The 16,660-nt window shown below is 56.2% G+C and carries 13 protein-coding genes; 5 read left to right on the top strand and 8 right to left on the bottom strand.

What is annotated here, in order from left to right:
• The first annotated feature begins 252 nt into the window (after window positions 1–252).
• Window positions 253–474, top strand: a complete 222-nt coding sequence (locus QMX96_RS12520; protein WP_010951443.1) for a hypothetical protein — start codon at window positions 253–255, stop codon at window positions 472–474.
• Window positions 475–556: 82 nt separating this feature from the next.
• On the opposite strand, the gene QMX96_RS12515 is transcribed toward QMX96_RS12520, so the two are convergent.
• Genes QMX96_RS12515 through QMX96_RS12505 form a run of 3 tightly spaced genes read right to left on the bottom strand, consistent with a single transcriptional unit; the run spans window position 557 to window position 3,373 of the window.
• On the bottom strand, window positions 557–2,011 hold the full coding sequence (locus tag QMX96_RS12515; RefSeq protein WP_010951444.1) for a phospholipid carrier-dependent glycosyltransferase: 1,455 nt from the start codon (window positions 2,009–2,011) through the stop codon (window positions 557–559).
• Window positions 2,005–2,988 carry a glycosyltransferase family 2 protein gene (locus QMX96_RS12510; protein WP_010951445.1) on the bottom strand — a complete coding sequence of 328 codons (984 nt, stop codon included), beginning with the start codon at window positions 2,986–2,988 and terminating at the stop codon, window positions 2,005–2,007. Before QMX96_RS12510 ends, QMX96_RS12515 begins: the two co-directional genes overlap by 7 nt.
• A complete protein-coding gene (locus QMX96_RS12505; RefSeq protein WP_010951446.1) occupies window positions 2,954–3,373 on the bottom strand; it encodes a GtrA family protein in 420 nt (139 codons plus the stop codon). The genes QMX96_RS12510 and QMX96_RS12505 overlap by 35 nt, the downstream gene beginning before the upstream one ends.
• Before the next feature lie 257 nt (window positions 3,374–3,630).
• On the opposite strand from QMX96_RS12505, the gene QMX96_RS12500 reads away from it, so the two are divergent.
• The 4 genes from QMX96_RS12500 (at window position 3,631) to QMX96_RS12485 (ending at window position 7,793) form a co-directional block, all read left to right on the top strand.
• Window positions 3,631–4,599, top strand: coding sequence for a LysR family transcriptional regulator (locus tag QMX96_RS12500; RefSeq protein ID WP_011953108.1), 969 nt, complete (start codon window positions 3,631–3,633; stop codon window positions 4,597–4,599).
• A gap of 210 nt (window positions 4,600–4,809) precedes the next feature.
• The gene (locus tag QMX96_RS12495; RefSeq protein WP_009395904.1) at window positions 4,810–6,117 is read left to right on the top strand and encodes an OprO/OprP family phosphate-selective porin; all 1,308 of its coding nucleotides are present in this window, start codon (window positions 4,810–4,812) and stop codon (window positions 6,115–6,117) included.
• 298 nt (window positions 6,118–6,415) lie between these two features.
• Window positions 6,416–7,441, top strand: coding sequence for a hypothetical protein (locus QMX96_RS12490; protein ID WP_011953109.1), 1,026 nt, complete (start codon window positions 6,416–6,418; stop codon window positions 7,439–7,441).
• Between the two features lie 127 nt (window positions 7,442–7,568).
• On the top strand, window positions 7,569–7,793 hold the full coding sequence (locus tag QMX96_RS12485; protein WP_010951451.1) for a hypothetical protein: 225 nt from the start codon (window positions 7,569–7,571) through the stop codon (window positions 7,791–7,793).
• A 92-nt stretch (window positions 7,794–7,885) separates the two neighbouring features.
• Here the strand turns inward: QMX96_RS12485 and QMX96_RS12480 are convergent, their stop codons facing one another.
• The 5 genes from QMX96_RS12480 to QMX96_RS12460 form a co-directional block, all read right to left on the bottom strand.
• On the bottom strand, window positions 7,886–9,883 hold the full coding sequence (locus QMX96_RS12480) for a heavy metal translocating P-type ATPase (RefSeq protein WP_010951452.1): 1,998 nt from the start codon (window positions 9,881–9,883) through the stop codon (window positions 7,886–7,888).
• Window positions 9,884–10,085: 202 nt separating this feature from the next.
• Window positions 10,086–10,409, bottom strand: a complete 324-nt coding sequence (locus tag QMX96_RS12475; RefSeq protein WP_003253432.1) for a DUF2790 domain-containing protein — start codon at window positions 10,407–10,409, stop codon at window positions 10,086–10,088.
• Between the two features lie 162 nt (window positions 10,410–10,571).
• Window positions 10,572–13,733 carry a CusA/CzcA family heavy metal efflux RND transporter gene (locus tag QMX96_RS12470; protein ID WP_010951454.1) on the bottom strand — a complete coding sequence of 1,054 codons (3,162 nt, stop codon included), beginning with the start codon at window positions 13,731–13,733 and terminating at the stop codon, window positions 10,572–10,574.
• A 24-nt stretch (window positions 13,734–13,757) separates the two neighbouring features.
• Entirely contained in the window at window positions 13,758–15,008 is a 1,251-nt protein-coding gene (locus tag QMX96_RS12465; protein ID WP_012269854.1) for an efflux RND transporter periplasmic adaptor subunit, read from the bottom strand.
• A 68-nt stretch (window positions 15,009–15,076) separates the two neighbouring features.
• Window positions 15,077–16,348: a TolC family protein gene (locus QMX96_RS12460; protein WP_010951456.1), complete on the bottom strand. Its 1,272-nt coding sequence runs from the start codon at window positions 16,346–16,348 to the stop codon at window positions 15,077–15,079.
• Window positions 16,349–16,660: the final 312 nt, after the last annotated feature.

Genomic DNA, 16,660 nt, shown 5'->3' with positions numbered 1-16,660 from the left:
GCGGCCAACAACGCCGCGCTGAATTAACGCGCTAGATATCAAAATTGTAATTTAAGAGAAAATTCGAAGTCGCCCTCGACAGTGCCGAGATAGACATGATCCTTCCAGATTTGAAGATTTAACGCATCCTATCTGCAGCCAAAATTACGGAATTGTAATTATTGACTCACCTTGTCGTTAGCTTCGCGTTCCTAAACTACAAACCAACAAAGGCCGCTAATCAGGTTGGCCTAGTATGAACCGAGGTTCACAATGAAATTTGTCAAATCTATCGCTATTGGCAGCCTGCTGCTGGGTCTCATGGGTACCGCTTACGCTGAAGGCGGCTTCGAGCGAACGAAACAGTTCAACGAGAACTTCCGAACCGAACAGGCTCGCCTATGGAGCGATGACTCTTCGGACCAGAACAAACAACAAGTCGCTCAAGAGCAAAAGAAAGAAAGCAAGGATGGTAAGGAACAAGCCGACAATTAATCGGCGGTTAAATAGGACTTCAAATGACGAAAGAAATCGACAAAAAAGCCAGGGTAAAACCTGGCTTTTTTGTGCTTGGAATTTAGCCTTCGTTCTTGCGAGGCGTTTCCGCATTGCTTTCTCCGGCCAGACCCTCGGCACCTTGTGCGGGGCGTTTCCAATGGCACAGCAGGAGCTGGCTGGCGTTCGCTTCGGTGATCGATGTGCAAGCTAGATCAGCGGGCAGACCATCCTTGCTGTCTCGCAAGCGCCTGGACAGATAGAACGAGCCATCCCGCGGCCACTTGGCAGGATCCTTGATGTTCTCGGACTTCCCGCTGCTGTAAAACTCCGACGAGTATGAGCGGCGGCCAGGATAGATCAGGGGAGCGGAATGAGCAGACTGCACATTGAGCCAGGCTTGAACCACATCCCGCTGATTCTGAGGGCGCTCCTCTAGTACCCCGGCGTAGATGATGCCCGCACCGATGATTGGCAACACCAATGCGCTCGCAGCGGCAGCCCAGGTGGTCTTCGGGCCAACTTCGCTGACCCGTGCAGACAGCAGCAATGCCCACGCTGGCAGCGCGGGTAGCAGGTAGGTCCACAGAATGTTGCCTGCAAATGTGAAGAAGACCGGTGTCGCCAAGGCCCACAGCCAGAGGTAGGCTTTGAAGCGCTGCATCGATCCACGCTTGCGGATCAACAGTGGTAGAAACAAGGCCCATGGCAGTAGCGACAATCCGAGCTGGATCCAGATGCTGCCGTACGGCTTGGCATGAGCACTACCATAGAGGTCCCCTGCCCAGTTACTGACGACGTAGCGGCTCCAGTGCTCACCAACGAAGAAGTACTCCATGAAGCCGGGCGTTTTCATCTCGGCCGCGACATACCATGGCACGGATATACCGAACATGAGTACAAGGCCGCTAATCCAGGGAAGCCTCAGTACCCGTCCCCATTCCTTGTAGATAACGAACCAGGCGAATGCCGGCGCCCCCATAAGCACCAGGGTCAGCGGCCCTTTGGCAAGCAAGCCCAGCCCGAGACCTGCGAACATCAGGTAGGCATCCGCCTTGCTGGCGCACTTCATCCAACGCCAGAAACCGTAGCTGGCCAGCAGAATCGAGAACGACAAAACAGGGTCAGTCAGCACAACACCGCTGGAGACCAGGCCAAGTGTGGTGCTGGAAAAAATAATGGCAGCCCAGATGCCGGCGTTACGAGAAATCTGCTGCGTGCCGAGTTTGATGATGATGAAACAGCTTGCCAGGTGGAGTAGCCACGCTGGGAAGCGCGCAGCGAACTCGTTAACGCCGAAGACCGTCATGCTCGCGGCCTGGGTCCAGAAGGACAACGGAGGCTTGCCCCAGAACGGTACCCCGTAGTCGAACATGGGCGTGATCCAGTCATTCAACTCGACCATCTTGCGAGCCATTTCAGCGTAACGGGCCTCAGATGTGTCCATCAGCGGGTAGATGCCCAGCCCCACCAAACGCAATAGCAAAATCGAACCCAGGACCCACCACAGCGTCCTCTCGTTCTTCAGGTTCAGCATTTCTTACCCTCGATCGAAGCCATCGAAGGGTGGAGTGACACGGGATCTGCCTTGTTGCTGTGCTTCAGGAAATAGAGAGGCCGGCGCTTCACTTCCGCGAGTGTCACGCCCAGGTACTCCCCCACCATGGCGACACCGACGCACATGAATGAAGCCATTCCGACGATCAGGTGATGGATGTCGAAACTGCCTGCCACAAGCGACGCAAGCATGTAGCAGATGCTGGAGACGAAAAGACCGAAACTGATGAGGCTGAAAATGCGCAGTGGTTTGCGAGAGAAGCTGACGATGCTCTCGATGGCCAGATTGAACAGGCCAGCTGCATTCCATTTGGTGCTCCCGGCATGGCGAACAGTGCGATTGTAGGGGAGTTCGATGGTACGAAAGCCTACCCAGCCGATCATGCCTTTGAGAATCCTGGAGCGTTCATCCAGGGCCCGCAGGGCTGCCAGCGGCGCAGGCCCAATCAATCGGAAATCGCTGACATCGGCCGGCATGTCCACCTTCTCCACCAGGCGCTGCATGACCCAGTAGTAAGCCCGGGCACTCATGCGCTTGAACCACGAATCACCGATTCTCAGGTTGCGCTGCATGTTCACCACGTCGTAGCCGCGTTGCCAGTAGTCCACCATGGCCGCGATGAGCTCTGGTGGATCCTGCAGGTCGACATCAATGAAGATCAGCGCACTGCCACGGGCATGGTCTATCCCGGCGCTCAGTGCAGCCTCTTTGCCGAAGTTGCGACTCAGGGACAGGCAACGTACAGATGACCCATCCTGATAGTGGCGAAGAATGTCGGCCGTCCGGTCATTACTGCCGTCGTCGACATAGAGGATTTCGCAGGAGACGGGTAAGCGCTTCACCACGCGGGTGATTCGCTGGTGGAACTCGGGGATGGTTTCCTCTTCCTGGAAGCAAGGGACCACGATGGTTAACAAGGGATCAGGGCGCTCGGGAAAGCGATGTAATGTCTGCATGATTGAATGTCCAAAAACGATGTGCAATGAATCCAAGTGCAGTGAGGCTTAAGGTCACTACGACTTGGGAGATGAGCGGTGACAGATTCGACTTGATGAGGAACCACATACCCACGCCATTGCCGAAGTTTGTGGTTAACGCGACCAGTGCAAACCTGACAGGCTGAAACTTACGAGAGCCATCTGCCACAAAACAGAGCGCCCTATTTCCAATGAAGCTCGCGATTGCGCCAACCATGCCGCCACAGATACTGGCCAGTAACGGAGTAACGAATTCTGTCGTAACCAGCAATAGGAACACCGCATAATGGACTCCCGTTGCTATGAAGCCGATCCCCAGATAACGAATCAGTAAGGTAGTAAGAGGTGGGGTTTGATTTTCCATGCCCAAAGCCTATGGAGGCAAAGGTGAAAAAATAGTGAACTAAATGTAAATGCGTAATTAGCCGAATCTATATATGGTAAGTAACAAGTCGGCGCACTAGGCTAGCACGCTACAATATCAGAGGGATTGCCTGAAAATTACGCTTTCGAAATAAAAGCCTTCCGATAACGCATGCATGACCCGTGGATTACAATGTTGACAAGATAAGGAAACACCGGGTGGCATTGAGATAGATTCCCCGAATTAAGGGGGACCTAATGGTTACACAAAATGAAACATATACAAGCAGCGTTGTTCCTTACAGCCCTGACATATTGGATGATTTGCCAATTGATGATCAGCTGGCCGTAGAGTTTTTCGCAACAGCACGTTGTGCCAGTTTCAAACAGGCTGCCCGAGGGCTCAATGTGCCAGTGGTAGGCCTGCGGAAACGCTTGGAGAAACTGGAAGAGCACATTGGTGCTCCCGTGTTTGTCTACAAACACAACAAGCTTGCCCTGACCCGCACAGGCGAGAGGGTCAGCCATTACCTGTGCCAGCTCTTCGGCCCAGACGGCCTTGGCAAGTCCGGTGAAAAGGAAGTCCCCAGGCTTACCATCGCGATCACAGAGCCAGTGCTGAACGACATCGTAAACCGCGATCTAGTCGCCTACGTGCGTGATCATGCCGAAATGCAGCTGGAAATCCATTCAGAATGCACAACGCAGATGCTTTCTGAGTGTGAAGTCGATGTGGGTATCGCTTTGGTGAGCCCAGATGATAAAGGCGCGCTTGATCGCCATCCTACGTATAGGTTTGAAAGGCTTGGCCGGATTGGGCACGCCCTGTTCATTTCCAGCCGCTATTCAAGAAGCGTCACCCTTCCAGTGGAGAGCTTGGATTTGCACAACTTCATGCTCGTTGTCCCTTGGGATGAAGAGATCTTGGCGGGCTCACGAAAGTGGGCATCGATAATGGCTGAGCATCAGGGCGGTACCACTCGGGTCAAGAGCTACAACCTATCACGAGGCCTTGTCGTTGGCGGTGCGTGTATTGGAGTGCTGCCCGACTACAGCCGAAAACTGGAGAGAAATATCCTACCCGTGCCGGGTTTCCTGGACGACCTGGAGGAGAAAGATGTCTATCTTGTTATCAAAACGAAGCTTGTCCGCAATCCGCAGGTTTTGGAAATTCGAAGATTGATCAAGAAGAGCTTCTTTGATAAGAAGGACTGGCTTGTTCGGTAACAGTTTTGTTAGGTTTCAAACTCCTCCGTTAACACTACAGAAACACAACTGTCATATTCGCTTGCAACCTAGTCAGAGTGCTTAGAACAAAGGCATCTTGTTACAGCGGGTGACAACCGTGGCCTGCTCCCATCTGCAAGATAAATTTAGGCCGGCGCAGGGCGAAATATAACGTCGGTAGCTAAGCACTTAACATACGAGAGGCAAGCAATGATCCGTTCTTCGAACATGCGGGAAAAGCTGTTGGCTGCCGCAATAATAGGCACATTTTCCTCGCAAGCATTCTCCGGAACAGTAACCACTGACGGAGCTGACATCGTTCTGAAGACCAAGGGCGGTCTTGAAGTATCGACTTCTGACAAGGAATTCAGTTTCAAACTGGGCGGCCGAGTTCAGGCCGACTACGGCCGTTTCGATGGTGTCTTCACCAAGAATGGCGATACCGCTGACGCAGGCTACTTCCGTCGCGCCTACCTTGAGCTCGGTGGCGTGCTGTACCGCGACTGGAAGTATCAGCTCAACTACGACCTTTCCCGCAACACGGGCAACGACTCCGACGGCTACTTCGACGAAGCCAGCCTGACCTACACGGGTTTCAAGCCGGTGCAACTGCGCTTTGGCCGTTTCTACACCGACTTCGGTCTTGAGAAAGCCACCAGTTCGAAGTGGACCACCGCCATGGAGCGGAACCTCTCGTACGACCTGGCGGACTGGATCAACGACAACGCCGGCATGGGTGTTCAAGCCACCAGCACCATCGCTGACATGGCTTATGTTTCCGGTAGCGTTTTCAGCGAAACCAATAACAACTCGGATGGCGACAGCACCAAGCGCTACAACGTACGTGGCGTGTTCGCACCGCTGCACAGTGATGGCAACGTCCTGCACGTCGGTGCTCAGTACGCTTACCGCGACCTCAAAAACAGTGCGGTCGATACCCGGATTCGTTCGCGTCTGGGCGTCCGCGGTGTAGATACCAATGGCGGCGGCGATGCCGGCACCAACGGCAACCGCATGCTGTTTGGCGGTGCTGCTGCACAAGATGGCCTGTGGAAGGACGACTCGGTCTGGGGTCTCGAAGGTGCCTGGGCCACCGGCCCGTTCTCGGTTCAAGCGGAATACCTTCGCCGCAAGCTGAAAGCTGACCAGGCCAACAACGACATGAAGGCCTCCGGTTACTACGCCCAGATGGCTTACACCCTGACCGGCGAGCCGCGTATCTACAAGCTCGATGGTGCCAAGTTCGACACTATCAAACCAGAGAACAAGGAACTGGGGGCCTGGGAAGTCTTCTACCGCTTTGACGATATCAAGGTCGAAGACGGCAACCTGGTCACCGCGGCGGACCAATCGAACGAGCGCAAGGCCAAGAGCCACACGGTGGGTGTGAACTGGTACGTCAACGAGGCGGTGAAAGTCAGTGCCAACTACATCAACGTGCGCACCGACAACAACGAGAACACCGTGGGCGACGACAGCGGCAATGCCATCGTGACCCGCCTGCAATACGTCTTCTGATCCCTCTCATCAGTCTGACGTGAGAAAGCCGGAAGCGCTCAACGTGCTTCCGGCTTTCCTGTTTCTGGAGGTGATCAAGCATGGAGCGCCCTCCTCCTACCTGCTTTCGCTTACCGATGACCGCTCTTGCCAAAGCTCGGCGAATCTGATGTGATTGCCGCGTCGGGCTTTGCATGGTGGCCGTGCAAGCAAATCAAACCTGACTCCTATTCATGATTGAACCTGATTCGACGTCCAGCTTCGCGTCTAACGGCCCTACAAGCGCAGCTACCCCAACGTCGCTCATTAGGGGATAGTCATGTCTGCAAAAAAGCTGCTTCAACCTCTCGCTGCTCAGCTGCACGCCTCGTTCTCGGCTTCTGGCCGCCCGTACTCTCATCTGCACCTCCACCAGCTGTTCCACGCGGCCATCGGCTCCGTTGCACCGCAAGTTGCCATCCAAGACAAGCTGCCAATTCAGGTCTGTCGTGACAACGAGACACGGCAGTACAACCTCTACGCGGCGGTCGAGCGGGCGAAAACGTGCTTAGGATTGACCGATCTTCAAGCAGTCGGTGTGGCTGAAGAAGTCATTGAGGTGCTACGAACTGCGGGAATCGGCGTGAACCAGGTTCGCCTGCTCCTTGACCCCTCCTTCAGCTCGAAGACTCGCAAAAAGGCCTTCAAGGCTCTCTGCAAGAACCTGGATCTGAACGAGCTAGGCGATCGCTTCGTCCCCAAGACTGCCACGTTGGCCATCGCTGCTGGTATTGCGCCGCCTCCCAAAATGTCGTGGAAGGATCGCTTCGCCCTGGCTGCAAATTCCCCCATGCGGGGGCCAAGCGAGCTCATCAGCATGGTCAACCGGGATGAGTGTTATCTGTGGGTATTCCCACCGACTGACCATCATGCGACGGCTCCAGCGACGCATGACCGTTTCTTTGGTGAAAAGACCCACCCGAGCGCAGAAATGGGCATGGGGTTCAGCATCATCGATTCCGGCTGGACCCGCCCCAAGTACCCGCTATCCAGGCAGTCACAAGAGACCTTCATCCAGTATTCGCTTTCTGCGCCGATGTGGTCCTGGCGCGCACAAAGTGACACCTGGCGCCTGGGAAACATCCTGCGTTCAAGAATCCTTGACGGGGCTCCTTGGCATAACGAGCCTCTGAGTGACGTGCTTCCGAGCGGCCTTAAATCCCTGCCCCGGATCTATGGGTGCGAAACCTGCCGAACGCTGTTCATTGAGAATCACAGCGACTACCCGGATGTACCCACTCAGTGCCAATGCGGTGAGGCGAGCAGCACGGGTGACCAAAACGAGTCATCTGCTCTCAATAGCTGATTTTCCTTACGGTGGCGGGCTGAGCCCCCCGTTAGGGATTGGCTATGGGAGCGGGATTCGCTCACCCCAAACCTGAAGGCGCCGCCACCTAACCGAGCGATATGAGCTGAATGCTCGCGGAGTAGATATGCAAAAGAGTAAAAACAAACAGGACACCCTGGCGGCGATCAATGCGCTTGTCGAGATTGCGTATGATCAGGGATTTGCGGACGGACACGGAGTCGGCAATCAAGTCGGTTTCGTAGCCGGTGTCATGAGCCTCAAAGCTGCATTGGCCTGCGGCTTACGGCATGGCTCACCTGAGTGCGGAAAGGCCCTTGAAAGCCTCAAGCGCATCGGGATCGACGAGTGAGAGAAAAGTACGGGTCGTGCGCTGATCGCGCACGACCCGTACTTCTACTTCAGGTCATTTCCCTGCTTAGCTTCATGATTGAAGCTCAGGGATCAGGTGCTTCTGCGGTAGGCCAACAGGCGCAAGGCGTTGAAGACGACCAACAGTGTGGAGCCCTCATGGATCGCAACAGCGGCACCAATGCTCAAGCCCATGATGGTGGACGGAACCAGGATGGCCACAATCCCCAAGCTGACGAACAGATTCTGGTGGATGATCGATCGCGTGTGACGGCTCAGCCCCACCGCAAATGGGAGTTGCCTGATGTCGTCAGCCATAAGCGCGATATCAGCCGTTTCCAGGGCAACATCAGATCCAGCAGCCCCCATTGCGATACCAACGCTCGAACTGGCCATGGCAGGGGCATCATTGACGCCGTCACCCACCATGGCCACCTTGGCGCTAAGGCGCAGGTTTTTGATGGCCTTGACCTTGTCTTCCGGCATCAGGTCTCCCCACGCTTCATCTAAGCCAACTTGTTTGGCTACAGCCTCTGCAACGCGGTTGTGGTCTCCAGAAATCATGACCATGCGTTCGATGCCCATCTCTCTAAGCTTCTGGAGTGCCTCTTTGGCCCCCTCCCGGGGTGTGTCCAATAGCCCGATAGCGCCCAGATCCTTGTCAGCACGCCGTACCACCATGGTGGTACGGCCTGACTGACGTAGACGCTCCGCAGCCTCCAGGGCTGCCTTGCTGAGTGCGGGAATACCATTGGTACCGAACATCTCGACCTTGCCAATCCAGACGAACTGCCCATCAAGCTCAGCACGCACGCCGCGGCCAATCATGTTGCTCATGTTCTTGGCTTGGAATCGGCGCCGTGTGCCAATCATCTCTTCACCGTCACGCACAATTGCCGCAGCCAGCGGATGGTCGCTCATCGACTCCACAGCGATGGCGACGTTTAGCAGATCCTCGATCTGCGTGCCGCCTATGGGTATTACATCGGTGATACGTGGGCGCCCTTCGGTCAGGGTACCGGTCTTGTCGAATGCCATGGCATTCAATGATCCAAGCTCTTCAAGTGGCGCACCGCCCTTGATCAGCACGCCACCTCGGGCTGCCCTGGCGATGCCAGAGAGAATGGCGCTTGGTGTAGCGATCGCGAGCGCGCAGGGGCTGGCTGCAACCAGTACGGCCATCGCCCGGTAGAACGAGTCACGGAACGGCTCGTCAAGGAAAATGCCGGCAAATAGCAGCCCGACTACCAGCAGTAAAACCAACGGGACGAATATGCGTTGGAAGCGGTCCGTGAATCGCTGGGTCGGTGACTTCCTGACTTCGGCTTCACTGACCATCTTGATGACCCGCGCCAAGGTACTCTCCGTAGAGCGCCGGGTTACCTCAACCTCGATGAGCGTTTCGCCATTGATGGTACCGGCGAAGACTTTCGAGGCTGCATCCACTGCATCTGGCTTGCTGCGTGCGAGTTCGGCATCAGGAACAGGTTGCTTGTCCACGGGGACGCTCTCACCGGTTACTGGCGCCTGGTTGATACTTGAGGAGCCTACGACTACAAAACCATCGGCCGGCAGGCGGTCATTGGGGCGCACGATGACAACGTCACCGGGAACCAGCAGCTCCACGGGCATCTCCACCGTGCCATTTGCTCTGCGTACGATCGCGGTGGCTGGTGCGAGCTTGGACAGTGCCTCAATCGCTTTCTTGGCCCGCCCCATCGCGTAGCTTTCAAGGGAATGCCCCAGACTGAACAGGAACAGCAGCAGAGCCCCCTCCGCCCAGGCGCCGATGCTCGCGGCACCGACTGCGGCGAGAAGCATCAGCGAGTCGATCTCGAAGCGTTTCTGACGGATGTTGGTAACCGCTTCCTTAGTGGTGAACCATCCACCGAACACGTAGGCCGACACGTACAGAATCAGAGGCAGACGATCAATCAGGCCAAGTTTTCCTGCGAGAGCTCCGGCACCCAGGAGAGCACCACAGATCAGCGCGAAAATCAGCTCTGTGTTCATTCCAAAAATGCCGCCATGCTCATGGCTATGACCTTCATGCCCGGCTTGGTCATCAGGGCGTTCAAGCAAACTCTTCATAACTCGTCCCTTCTGGGGTCAAGGCTTCCAATTGCCCTCTGCAGTTGGGGAGCCGTCTCTGTTGGTTGGCTAAGATCTATTGCACGGTTTGCCCGAGCCCAGGCGTTAACATTTCGAAGCTATGGGGTATCGGGCGTAATAAAAAATGCCAGGCACTGCCTGGCATTTATGAATTCTCTAATTGTTCTGTTCAAATCGTTTACTACTTGTTGTTGATGCATTGCGAATACATCGAGTAACGAACAGTCTTGAGCGTGCCCTGGGAGTCCTCGAAGGTCATCAACCGTGGATAGACCTGGCAGGTACGGGGGTCCTGCGACTGACGTACGAATTTCGCAACGTCTATCTTCATGCCATATTTGTAATCCTGAATCTCTGGCATTGGCTTGCCATTTTTCTCCGCGTACTTGGCCACTGCGGTCTGGTGTTCCTTGGTGTATTGAAGCTGCTTGCTCTCGGAGAAAGTGTTGGCCTGCGAAGCCACCGAGAAAACAACAAGTGCAGCAGCGATAATTAGCTTTTTCATAAAACCCTCTCAATTTCAAAACTTCTCGGGCGTAACCTTAGCAATGCATAGGCATCACCGGCATGACGAGAAACTTACAATTTTGAAAGGTAAGTGCATCTACTTCACTTTAAACAAAAAAGCCCACAACACGTGTTGTGGGCTTCTCTTTAGCGGAGGCTGTTAGCTAACCACTTCGGCCTCGTCGCCGTCTTCATCCTTGCGGTGTGCCCAGTGATACAGGGCAGGCAGTACCAGCAAGGTCAGTGCGGTGGAGGACAGGATCCCGCCAATCACCACCGTCGCCAATGGCCGCTGAACTTCGGCACCGGTGCCGGTGGCCAAAGCCATCGGGATGAAGCCCAGGGACGCTACCAAGGCTGTCATCAGAACAGGTCGCAGACGGGTCAATGCACCTTCATCGACTGCCTGTCTGAGCGTTCGTCCCTCCTCCCTTAGCCCGCGGATGAAGGCAATCATCACCAGGCCGTTCAGTACTGCAACGCCGGACAGTGCAATGAAGCCGACACCTGCCGAGATCGACAGTGGGATGTCCCGCAGCCACAACGCCACAACACCACCGGTGAGTGCGAATGGAATACCGGTGAAGACCAGCATGCCGTCCTTCAGGTTGTTGAACATCAGGAACAACAAGGTCATGACCAGCAGCAAGGCGACTGGAACAACGATCTGCAGGCGTTTGGCAGCCGACTGCAGCTGCTCGAACTGGCCCCCCCAAGTCGTCCAGTAGCCCGCAGGGATTTGCACCTTCTTGTCCAGCGATGCGGTCGCCTCCTCAACGAAGGACCCCAGATCGCGGCCTCGAACGTTGGCGCTGACGATAACCAGACGTTTGCCGTTCTCGCGGCTGATTTGGTTCGGGCCCAGTTGCAGGTCCAGATTGGCGACCTGGGACAGCGGGATGAAGCCGATCTGATTGGCACCCTGTGCCGCATTGGCAGGTACCGGGATCAGCAAGCTGGACATACCCGCTACGTCGGTGCGAACGGTCTCTGGTAGGCGTACTACCATGTCGAACCGACGGTCGCCCTCATACAGCGTGCCGGCCTGACGGCCACCCACGGCGATAGCGATCGAGTTCTGAACATCCGCGATGTTCAGGCCGTAGCGTGCTGCTTTTTCGCGGTCAATGTTGATGGTCAGCACCGGCAGGCCGGATGTCTGCTCAACTTTCACTTCCGATGAGCCCGGGACCGCTTTGAGCGCTGCCGCGATCTTGTTGGCGGTGTTGTTGAGCACGTCCATGTCATCGCCGAAGACTTTCACAGCGACGTCACTACGCACGCCCGAAATCAGCTCGTTGAAACGCAGTTGGATTGGCTGCGACAACTCGTAGTTGCTTCCTGGAACACCCGCTGCGGCCTTCTGCACTTCAGCAATCAGCTCATCACGAGGCTTCTTCGGGTTAGGCCACTGATCCTGAGGCTTGAGCATGATGTAGGCGTCAGAGGCGTTCGGCGGCATCGGGTCAGATGCAATTTCTGCGGTACCCGAGCGTGCGAACATCCGCTCAACTTCAGGCACCTGCGCAATCACCGCTTTCTCCAGACGCTGCTGCATCTCGACAGATTGAGTGAGGCTCGTTCCAGGCACACGCATGGCCTGCATCGCAAAGTCACCCTCACTGAGGCTTGGGATGAACTCGCTACCCATACGACTTGCCAGCAAACCACTGAGCACGACCAAGGCTACTGCGGCCGAGAAAGCGATGTTCCGATGTCCCAGCACCCATTGCAGAACCGGTTCATAGCGCAGTCGAGCTGTGCGCATGACCACGCCTTCCTCTTCCTTCACCTTGCCAGTGACGAACATGGCAATAGCTGCAGGAACAAAGGTAACGGACAGGACCATTGCACCCAGCAGCGCCATCACAACGGTGAAGGCCATCGGGTGGAACATTTTGCCTTCGACGCCGGTGAGGGCGAAGATCGGCAGGTACACCACCATGATGATCAGCTGACCGAAGATCAGCGGCCGGCGAGCTTCTCGCGCCGCGGCAAAGACCTCGTGGAAGCGTTCGGTTTTGGTGAGCATGCGGCCATGCTTATGTTGCGCATGAGCCAGTCGACGGATCGCGTTTTCTACAATAACCACGGCACCGTCGACGATGATGCCGAAGTCGAGTGCCCCCAAACTCATTAAGTTGGCACTGACCTTGTTGTTGAACATGCCTGTGAAGGTGAACAGCATGGACAGCGGAATCACCATCGCGGTGATCAGAGCCGCACGGATGTTGCCGAGGAACAGGAACAGAATGGCGATAACCAGGATCGCGCCTTCCACCAGGTTCTTCTTCACCGTCGCGATGGCTTTTTCAACCAGGTTGGTACGGTCGTAAACAGTCACAGCCACCACGCCCTTTGGCAGGGTGCGGTTGATGTCCGCCAATTTGGCGGCGACAGCTTGAGATACGGTGCGGCTGTTTTCACCAATCAGCATGAACACGGTACCGAGCACGACTTCGCGGCCGTTCTCAGTAGCAGCACCTGTACGGAGCTCTTTACCGATGCTGACGTCAGCAACGCTGCTGATGCGAATCGGTGCACCATCCACACTGGTGATCACGATGTTGGCGATGTCTTCGATATTGCCTACCTGACCCGGTGCACGGATGAGCAACTGTTCACCATTACGCTCGATGTAGCCGGCACCGACGTTGGCGTTGTTACTTTCCAACGCTGCGACCAGGTCATTGAGTGTCAGCTTGTAGGTAGCCAGGCGCTTTGGATCCGGCGCAACCAGGAACTGCTTGGCATAACCGCCGATGGTATTGATCTCGGCCACACCCGGGACGTTACGCAGCTGAGGCTTGATGATCCAGTCCTGGATCACGCGCAGGTCGGTCGGGGTGTACGGCGTACCGTCCTCTTTGACCGCGCCATCTTCGGCTTCAACAGTCCACAGGAAGATCTCGCCGAGGCCGGTAGATACCGGACCCATGACGGCCTCTACACCTTCTGGCAGCTGTTCCTTCGCAACCTGCAGCCGCTCGTTGATCAACTGGCGGGCAAAGAAGATGTCAGTGCCATCCTTGAAGATCACGGTGACCTGAGACAGGCCAGAGCGAGACAGGGAACGGGTCTGCTGAAGGCCCGGGAGACCGGCCATGGCCGTTTCAACTGGAAACGTGATCCGTTGTTCGGTTTCCAAGGGCGAGTAACCAGGCGCTGCAGTGTTGATCTGCACCTGGACGTTGGTGATATCGGGTACCGCATCGATGGGCAGCTTTTGATAGCTGTAGATACCGATACCCGCCATGATCAGAACGGCGATCATTACTACGATGCGCTGCTCGATGGCGAATCTGATGATACGTTCAAACATGAGAAATCATCCTGTCAGTTCGCATCAGTGACCGTGTTCGGCAGAAGCTTTGCCGAGCTCGGACTTGAGTGTGAAGCTGCCACTGGTTGCTACCTGGGCGCCGGCTTCAATACCGTCGATGATTTCCACGTACCCATTGTCGCGGCGACCCAGTTTTACCGGGCGGGTGTCAAAGCCATCTGGGGTGCGTACGAATACCGAAGGTTTGTCTTCAACGGTCTGCACAGCGTGCTCAGGGACCGCTACGGCAACTCGATCGGTCTGGAAGGTGACCGCAATGTTTACGAACAGGCCTGGACGCCAGGCGCCGTTGGGGTTGGTCAAGGTGACGCGGACAGTAGCTGCACGGTTTTGCTCGCCCAGCAGGCTGCCGACATAACCCACCTTCCCTTCGACCTCGACGTTCATGTCAGGCGAAGAGACTTTCACTGCACGGCCAGTCGTGACCTTGCCCAGATCTGTCGGCGGAACTGCGAAGGTCGCCCAGACCTGATTCAGGTCGGAAAGGATGAAGGCGTTGGTCGCCTCGCTGACGACTTCGCCGACGGTCAGGTGTTTCTCCACTACCACGGCGTCGAAGGGAGCGCGGAGCTCGTAACGATTACCGCCAACGGAGTTAACCGAGGCACCGATTGCGCCGACCTTCTGCTTGGCGTTGGCCAAGGAGATCTCCGCTTCTTGCAGCGCTTGGCGTGCTTGGAGGTAGTCTTGCTCTGCAGAGATCTTGTCCTGCCACAGTTGCTTCTCACGTTCGAAGGTCACACGCGCCAGTTCGACGCGACGCTGTGCGGCCTGTTGTTCGCTGCGCAGGTCAGAGATCTGCTGGCTGGCGATTACCGCGAGGACTTGCCCTTTCTTGACCGTCTCGCCCAGGTTGGCCTGGACAGCCTCAACAACGCCAGGAACACGAGGAACCACGTGGGCAGTACGATCTTCGTCGAAGCGAATTTCGCCAGGGAAGCTCACGACGGTACCGAGGTCACGAGGCGCTGCAGCTTCCAGGGCAACACCAGCGGCCTTGATCTGTTCAGCGCTGAGCGTCAGCTTGCCCTCTTCTTCACCGCCCTCTTCGCTGTGGCCTTCTTCACCATGGCCCTCATCACCTTCCTCTTTGGCGGCAGATGCGGCTTTCTTTTCGTCGCCATGGCCATCGTTAGCGCCATGCTCGGCAGTACTGGCGGCCTGCTGTCCGGAACTGTTGTTCCAGGCAAGGCTGCCAAATCCGAGGGCTGCCACAGCGGCTACCGCGAGGGCGATCTTGCGTTTGTTATCCATTGCTACTCCTGCTGATCGTAGGCACCGGCTTGTTCAAGGCTGTGTGCCGAAGAAAATGTTTGGCCCGTTCAGCGAGTGCCGGCGGTTGAGCCGACTTCGCCATAAACCCTTTCCACCTGCGCACGCGCATTGGTCGCCGCTGCCAACGATTCGAGGTATTGGCCACGAGCGACGATCAAGGTGCGCTGGGCATCCAGCACTTCGATGAAACCGAATTTGCCCATCTCGAAGCCGCGGGTTGCGGTCTCTACGGCTTGTTGGGCTGAAGGCAGAATGGTCTTGTCGTAGGACTCGACCTCCTGCATGGCGGTGGACCATTGGTTCAACGCGGTTTGGGTTTCGGTGCGCAGGCGCAGCTCAACAGCATTGCGCTGGTCCCGGGCCTGATCTGCACGACGAGAAGCGGAAAGAATGTTGCCCTGGTTACGATCGAACAGCGGCAAAGGCATAGACAGGCCCACAGTGTTGACCCGCTCGCGCACAGAGCGGTCGTACTGGCTACCTACACTGACAGTAAGGTTCGGGATACGCTGAGCTTTCTCTGAGCCGAGCGAGGCATCGCTCTTGTCTATCTGCACCACGGCCTGACGCATTTCTGCTGTTTGGTCGAGCTTAGCCAGCAGATCTTCAGTGCGAGGTGGCAAGCCCGGGGAGAGGGTTGGCGATTCGAGTCGATCAAACACGGTGACTGAGCTCCCGGTAATTTGAGCGAGCTGTTGGTAAGCGGTCGCTTTTTCCGTTTCTGCACGTCGAACTTGCAGCTGGGCTTCGGCCAGTTGCACTTGAGCGCGGGTCGCCTCCACTGGGGACGACTTACCTGCGCGAACACGGCCATCGACGATGCGAAGACCGCGCTCAGTCAGTTCGAGAGATTGCTTGGCCAGGTCGAGACCTGTCTGGGCCCGCAACGCGGCGTAAAAGGCTTGGACGACATCTGCACGCAGGCCGTTAACGCGACGGTCTAACTCAAGCTGTGCGGCGGTCTGCCCGTATGTGGCGACGTCAACACGAGCCCCCCGCTTACCGCCCAGCTCAAGGGTCTGGCTGAGAGAGACAGTCGTCTGGCTGGTGTTACGACGGGTGTCTTCCACGTCATACGAGATTGTGGGGTTGGGGATAAGCCCGGCCTGCTTGCGAGCACCATCAGCGATCCCAATTTCTTGCCTGGCCGCGGCCAGGTCTGGGTTGGCATCCATGGCCGTCGAAAGCGCCTGGGGCAAGCTGATGCTTTGGGCAAGGGCTGCAGGCGCCATCAACCCAGAGATGACTGCACAGAGTGCAGCGATCTTCCAGGGCGAGACGGGGGTCTTGGGTAAGACATTGCGGTTATACCGGGGCACTTTGATGGTCCTCGTGCACAAACTTCGATAAAGCTTGGCGAGAACGCCGAAACAGCTGCCAAGCCCCACTTGATTAGGTGATGGCACTCTAATGAGCGGTAGCTATCAGAGGGGTGGCTAGAAAATTACAATTCCGTAAGAATGTCCTGTAATGCCCGAAAATACTGGGAAACCAAACCCGACACGATGATTTCGTTACAAGCAACGGAGATGGCAAACACGCGGTGCGAAGGCCCGAACAACAGGTAGATGACGAAATTGTAATTTTCCTATCACCCCCCCGTTATCTTCGGCCTGCAAATATGAGCTCGC

It is taken from the genome of Pseudomonas sp. PS01300 (genome assembly GCF_029960155.1).
In the GTDB taxonomy this organism is placed as follows: Bacteria; Pseudomonadota; Gammaproteobacteria; order Pseudomonadales; family Pseudomonadaceae; genus Aquipseudomonas; species Aquipseudomonas palmensis.
This window is presented reverse-complemented; position numbering and strand designations above follow the sequence as displayed.

Excerpts from the sequence above, each read along its gene's own strand:
- QMX96_RS12520 (WP_010951443.1), top strand. The coding sequence starts at position 253 with ATGAAATTTGTCAAATCTATCGCTATTGGCAGCCTGCTGCTGGGTCTC.
- QMX96_RS12515 (WP_010951444.1), bottom strand. The coding sequence starts at position 2,011 with ATGCTGAACCTGAAGAACGAGAGGACGCTGTGGTGGGTCCTGGGTTCG.
- QMX96_RS12510 (WP_010951445.1), bottom strand. The coding sequence starts at position 2,988 with ATGCAGACATTACATCGCTTTCCCGAGCGCCCTGATCCCTTGTTAACC.
- QMX96_RS12505 (WP_010951446.1), bottom strand. The coding sequence starts at position 3,373 with ATGGAAAATCAAACCCCACCTCTTACTACCTTACTGATTCGTTATCTG.
- QMX96_RS12500 (WP_011953108.1), top strand. The coding sequence starts at position 3,631 with ATGGTTACACAAAATGAAACATATACAAGCAGCGTTGTTCCTTACAGC.
- QMX96_RS12495 (WP_009395904.1), top strand. The coding sequence starts at position 4,810 with ATGATCCGTTCTTCGAACATGCGGGAAAAGCTGTTGGCTGCCGCAATA.
- QMX96_RS12490 (WP_011953109.1), top strand. The coding sequence starts at position 6,416 with ATGTCTGCAAAAAAGCTGCTTCAACCTCTCGCTGCTCAGCTGCACGCC.
- QMX96_RS12485 (WP_010951451.1), top strand. The coding sequence starts at position 7,569 with ATGCAAAAGAGTAAAAACAAACAGGACACCCTGGCGGCGATCAATGCG.
- QMX96_RS12480 (WP_010951452.1), bottom strand. The coding sequence starts at position 9,883 with ATGAAGAGTTTGCTTGAACGCCCTGATGACCAAGCCGGGCATGAAGGT.
- QMX96_RS12475 (WP_003253432.1), bottom strand. The coding sequence starts at position 10,409 with ATGAAAAAGCTAATTATCGCTGCTGCACTTGTTGTTTTCTCGGTGGCT.
- QMX96_RS12470 (WP_010951454.1), bottom strand. The coding sequence starts at position 13,733 with ATGTTTGAACGTATCATCAGATTCGCCATCGAGCAGCGCATCGTAGTA.
- QMX96_RS12465 (WP_012269854.1), bottom strand. The coding sequence starts at position 15,008 with ATGGATAACAAACGCAAGATCGCCCTCGCGGTAGCCGCTGTGGCAGCC.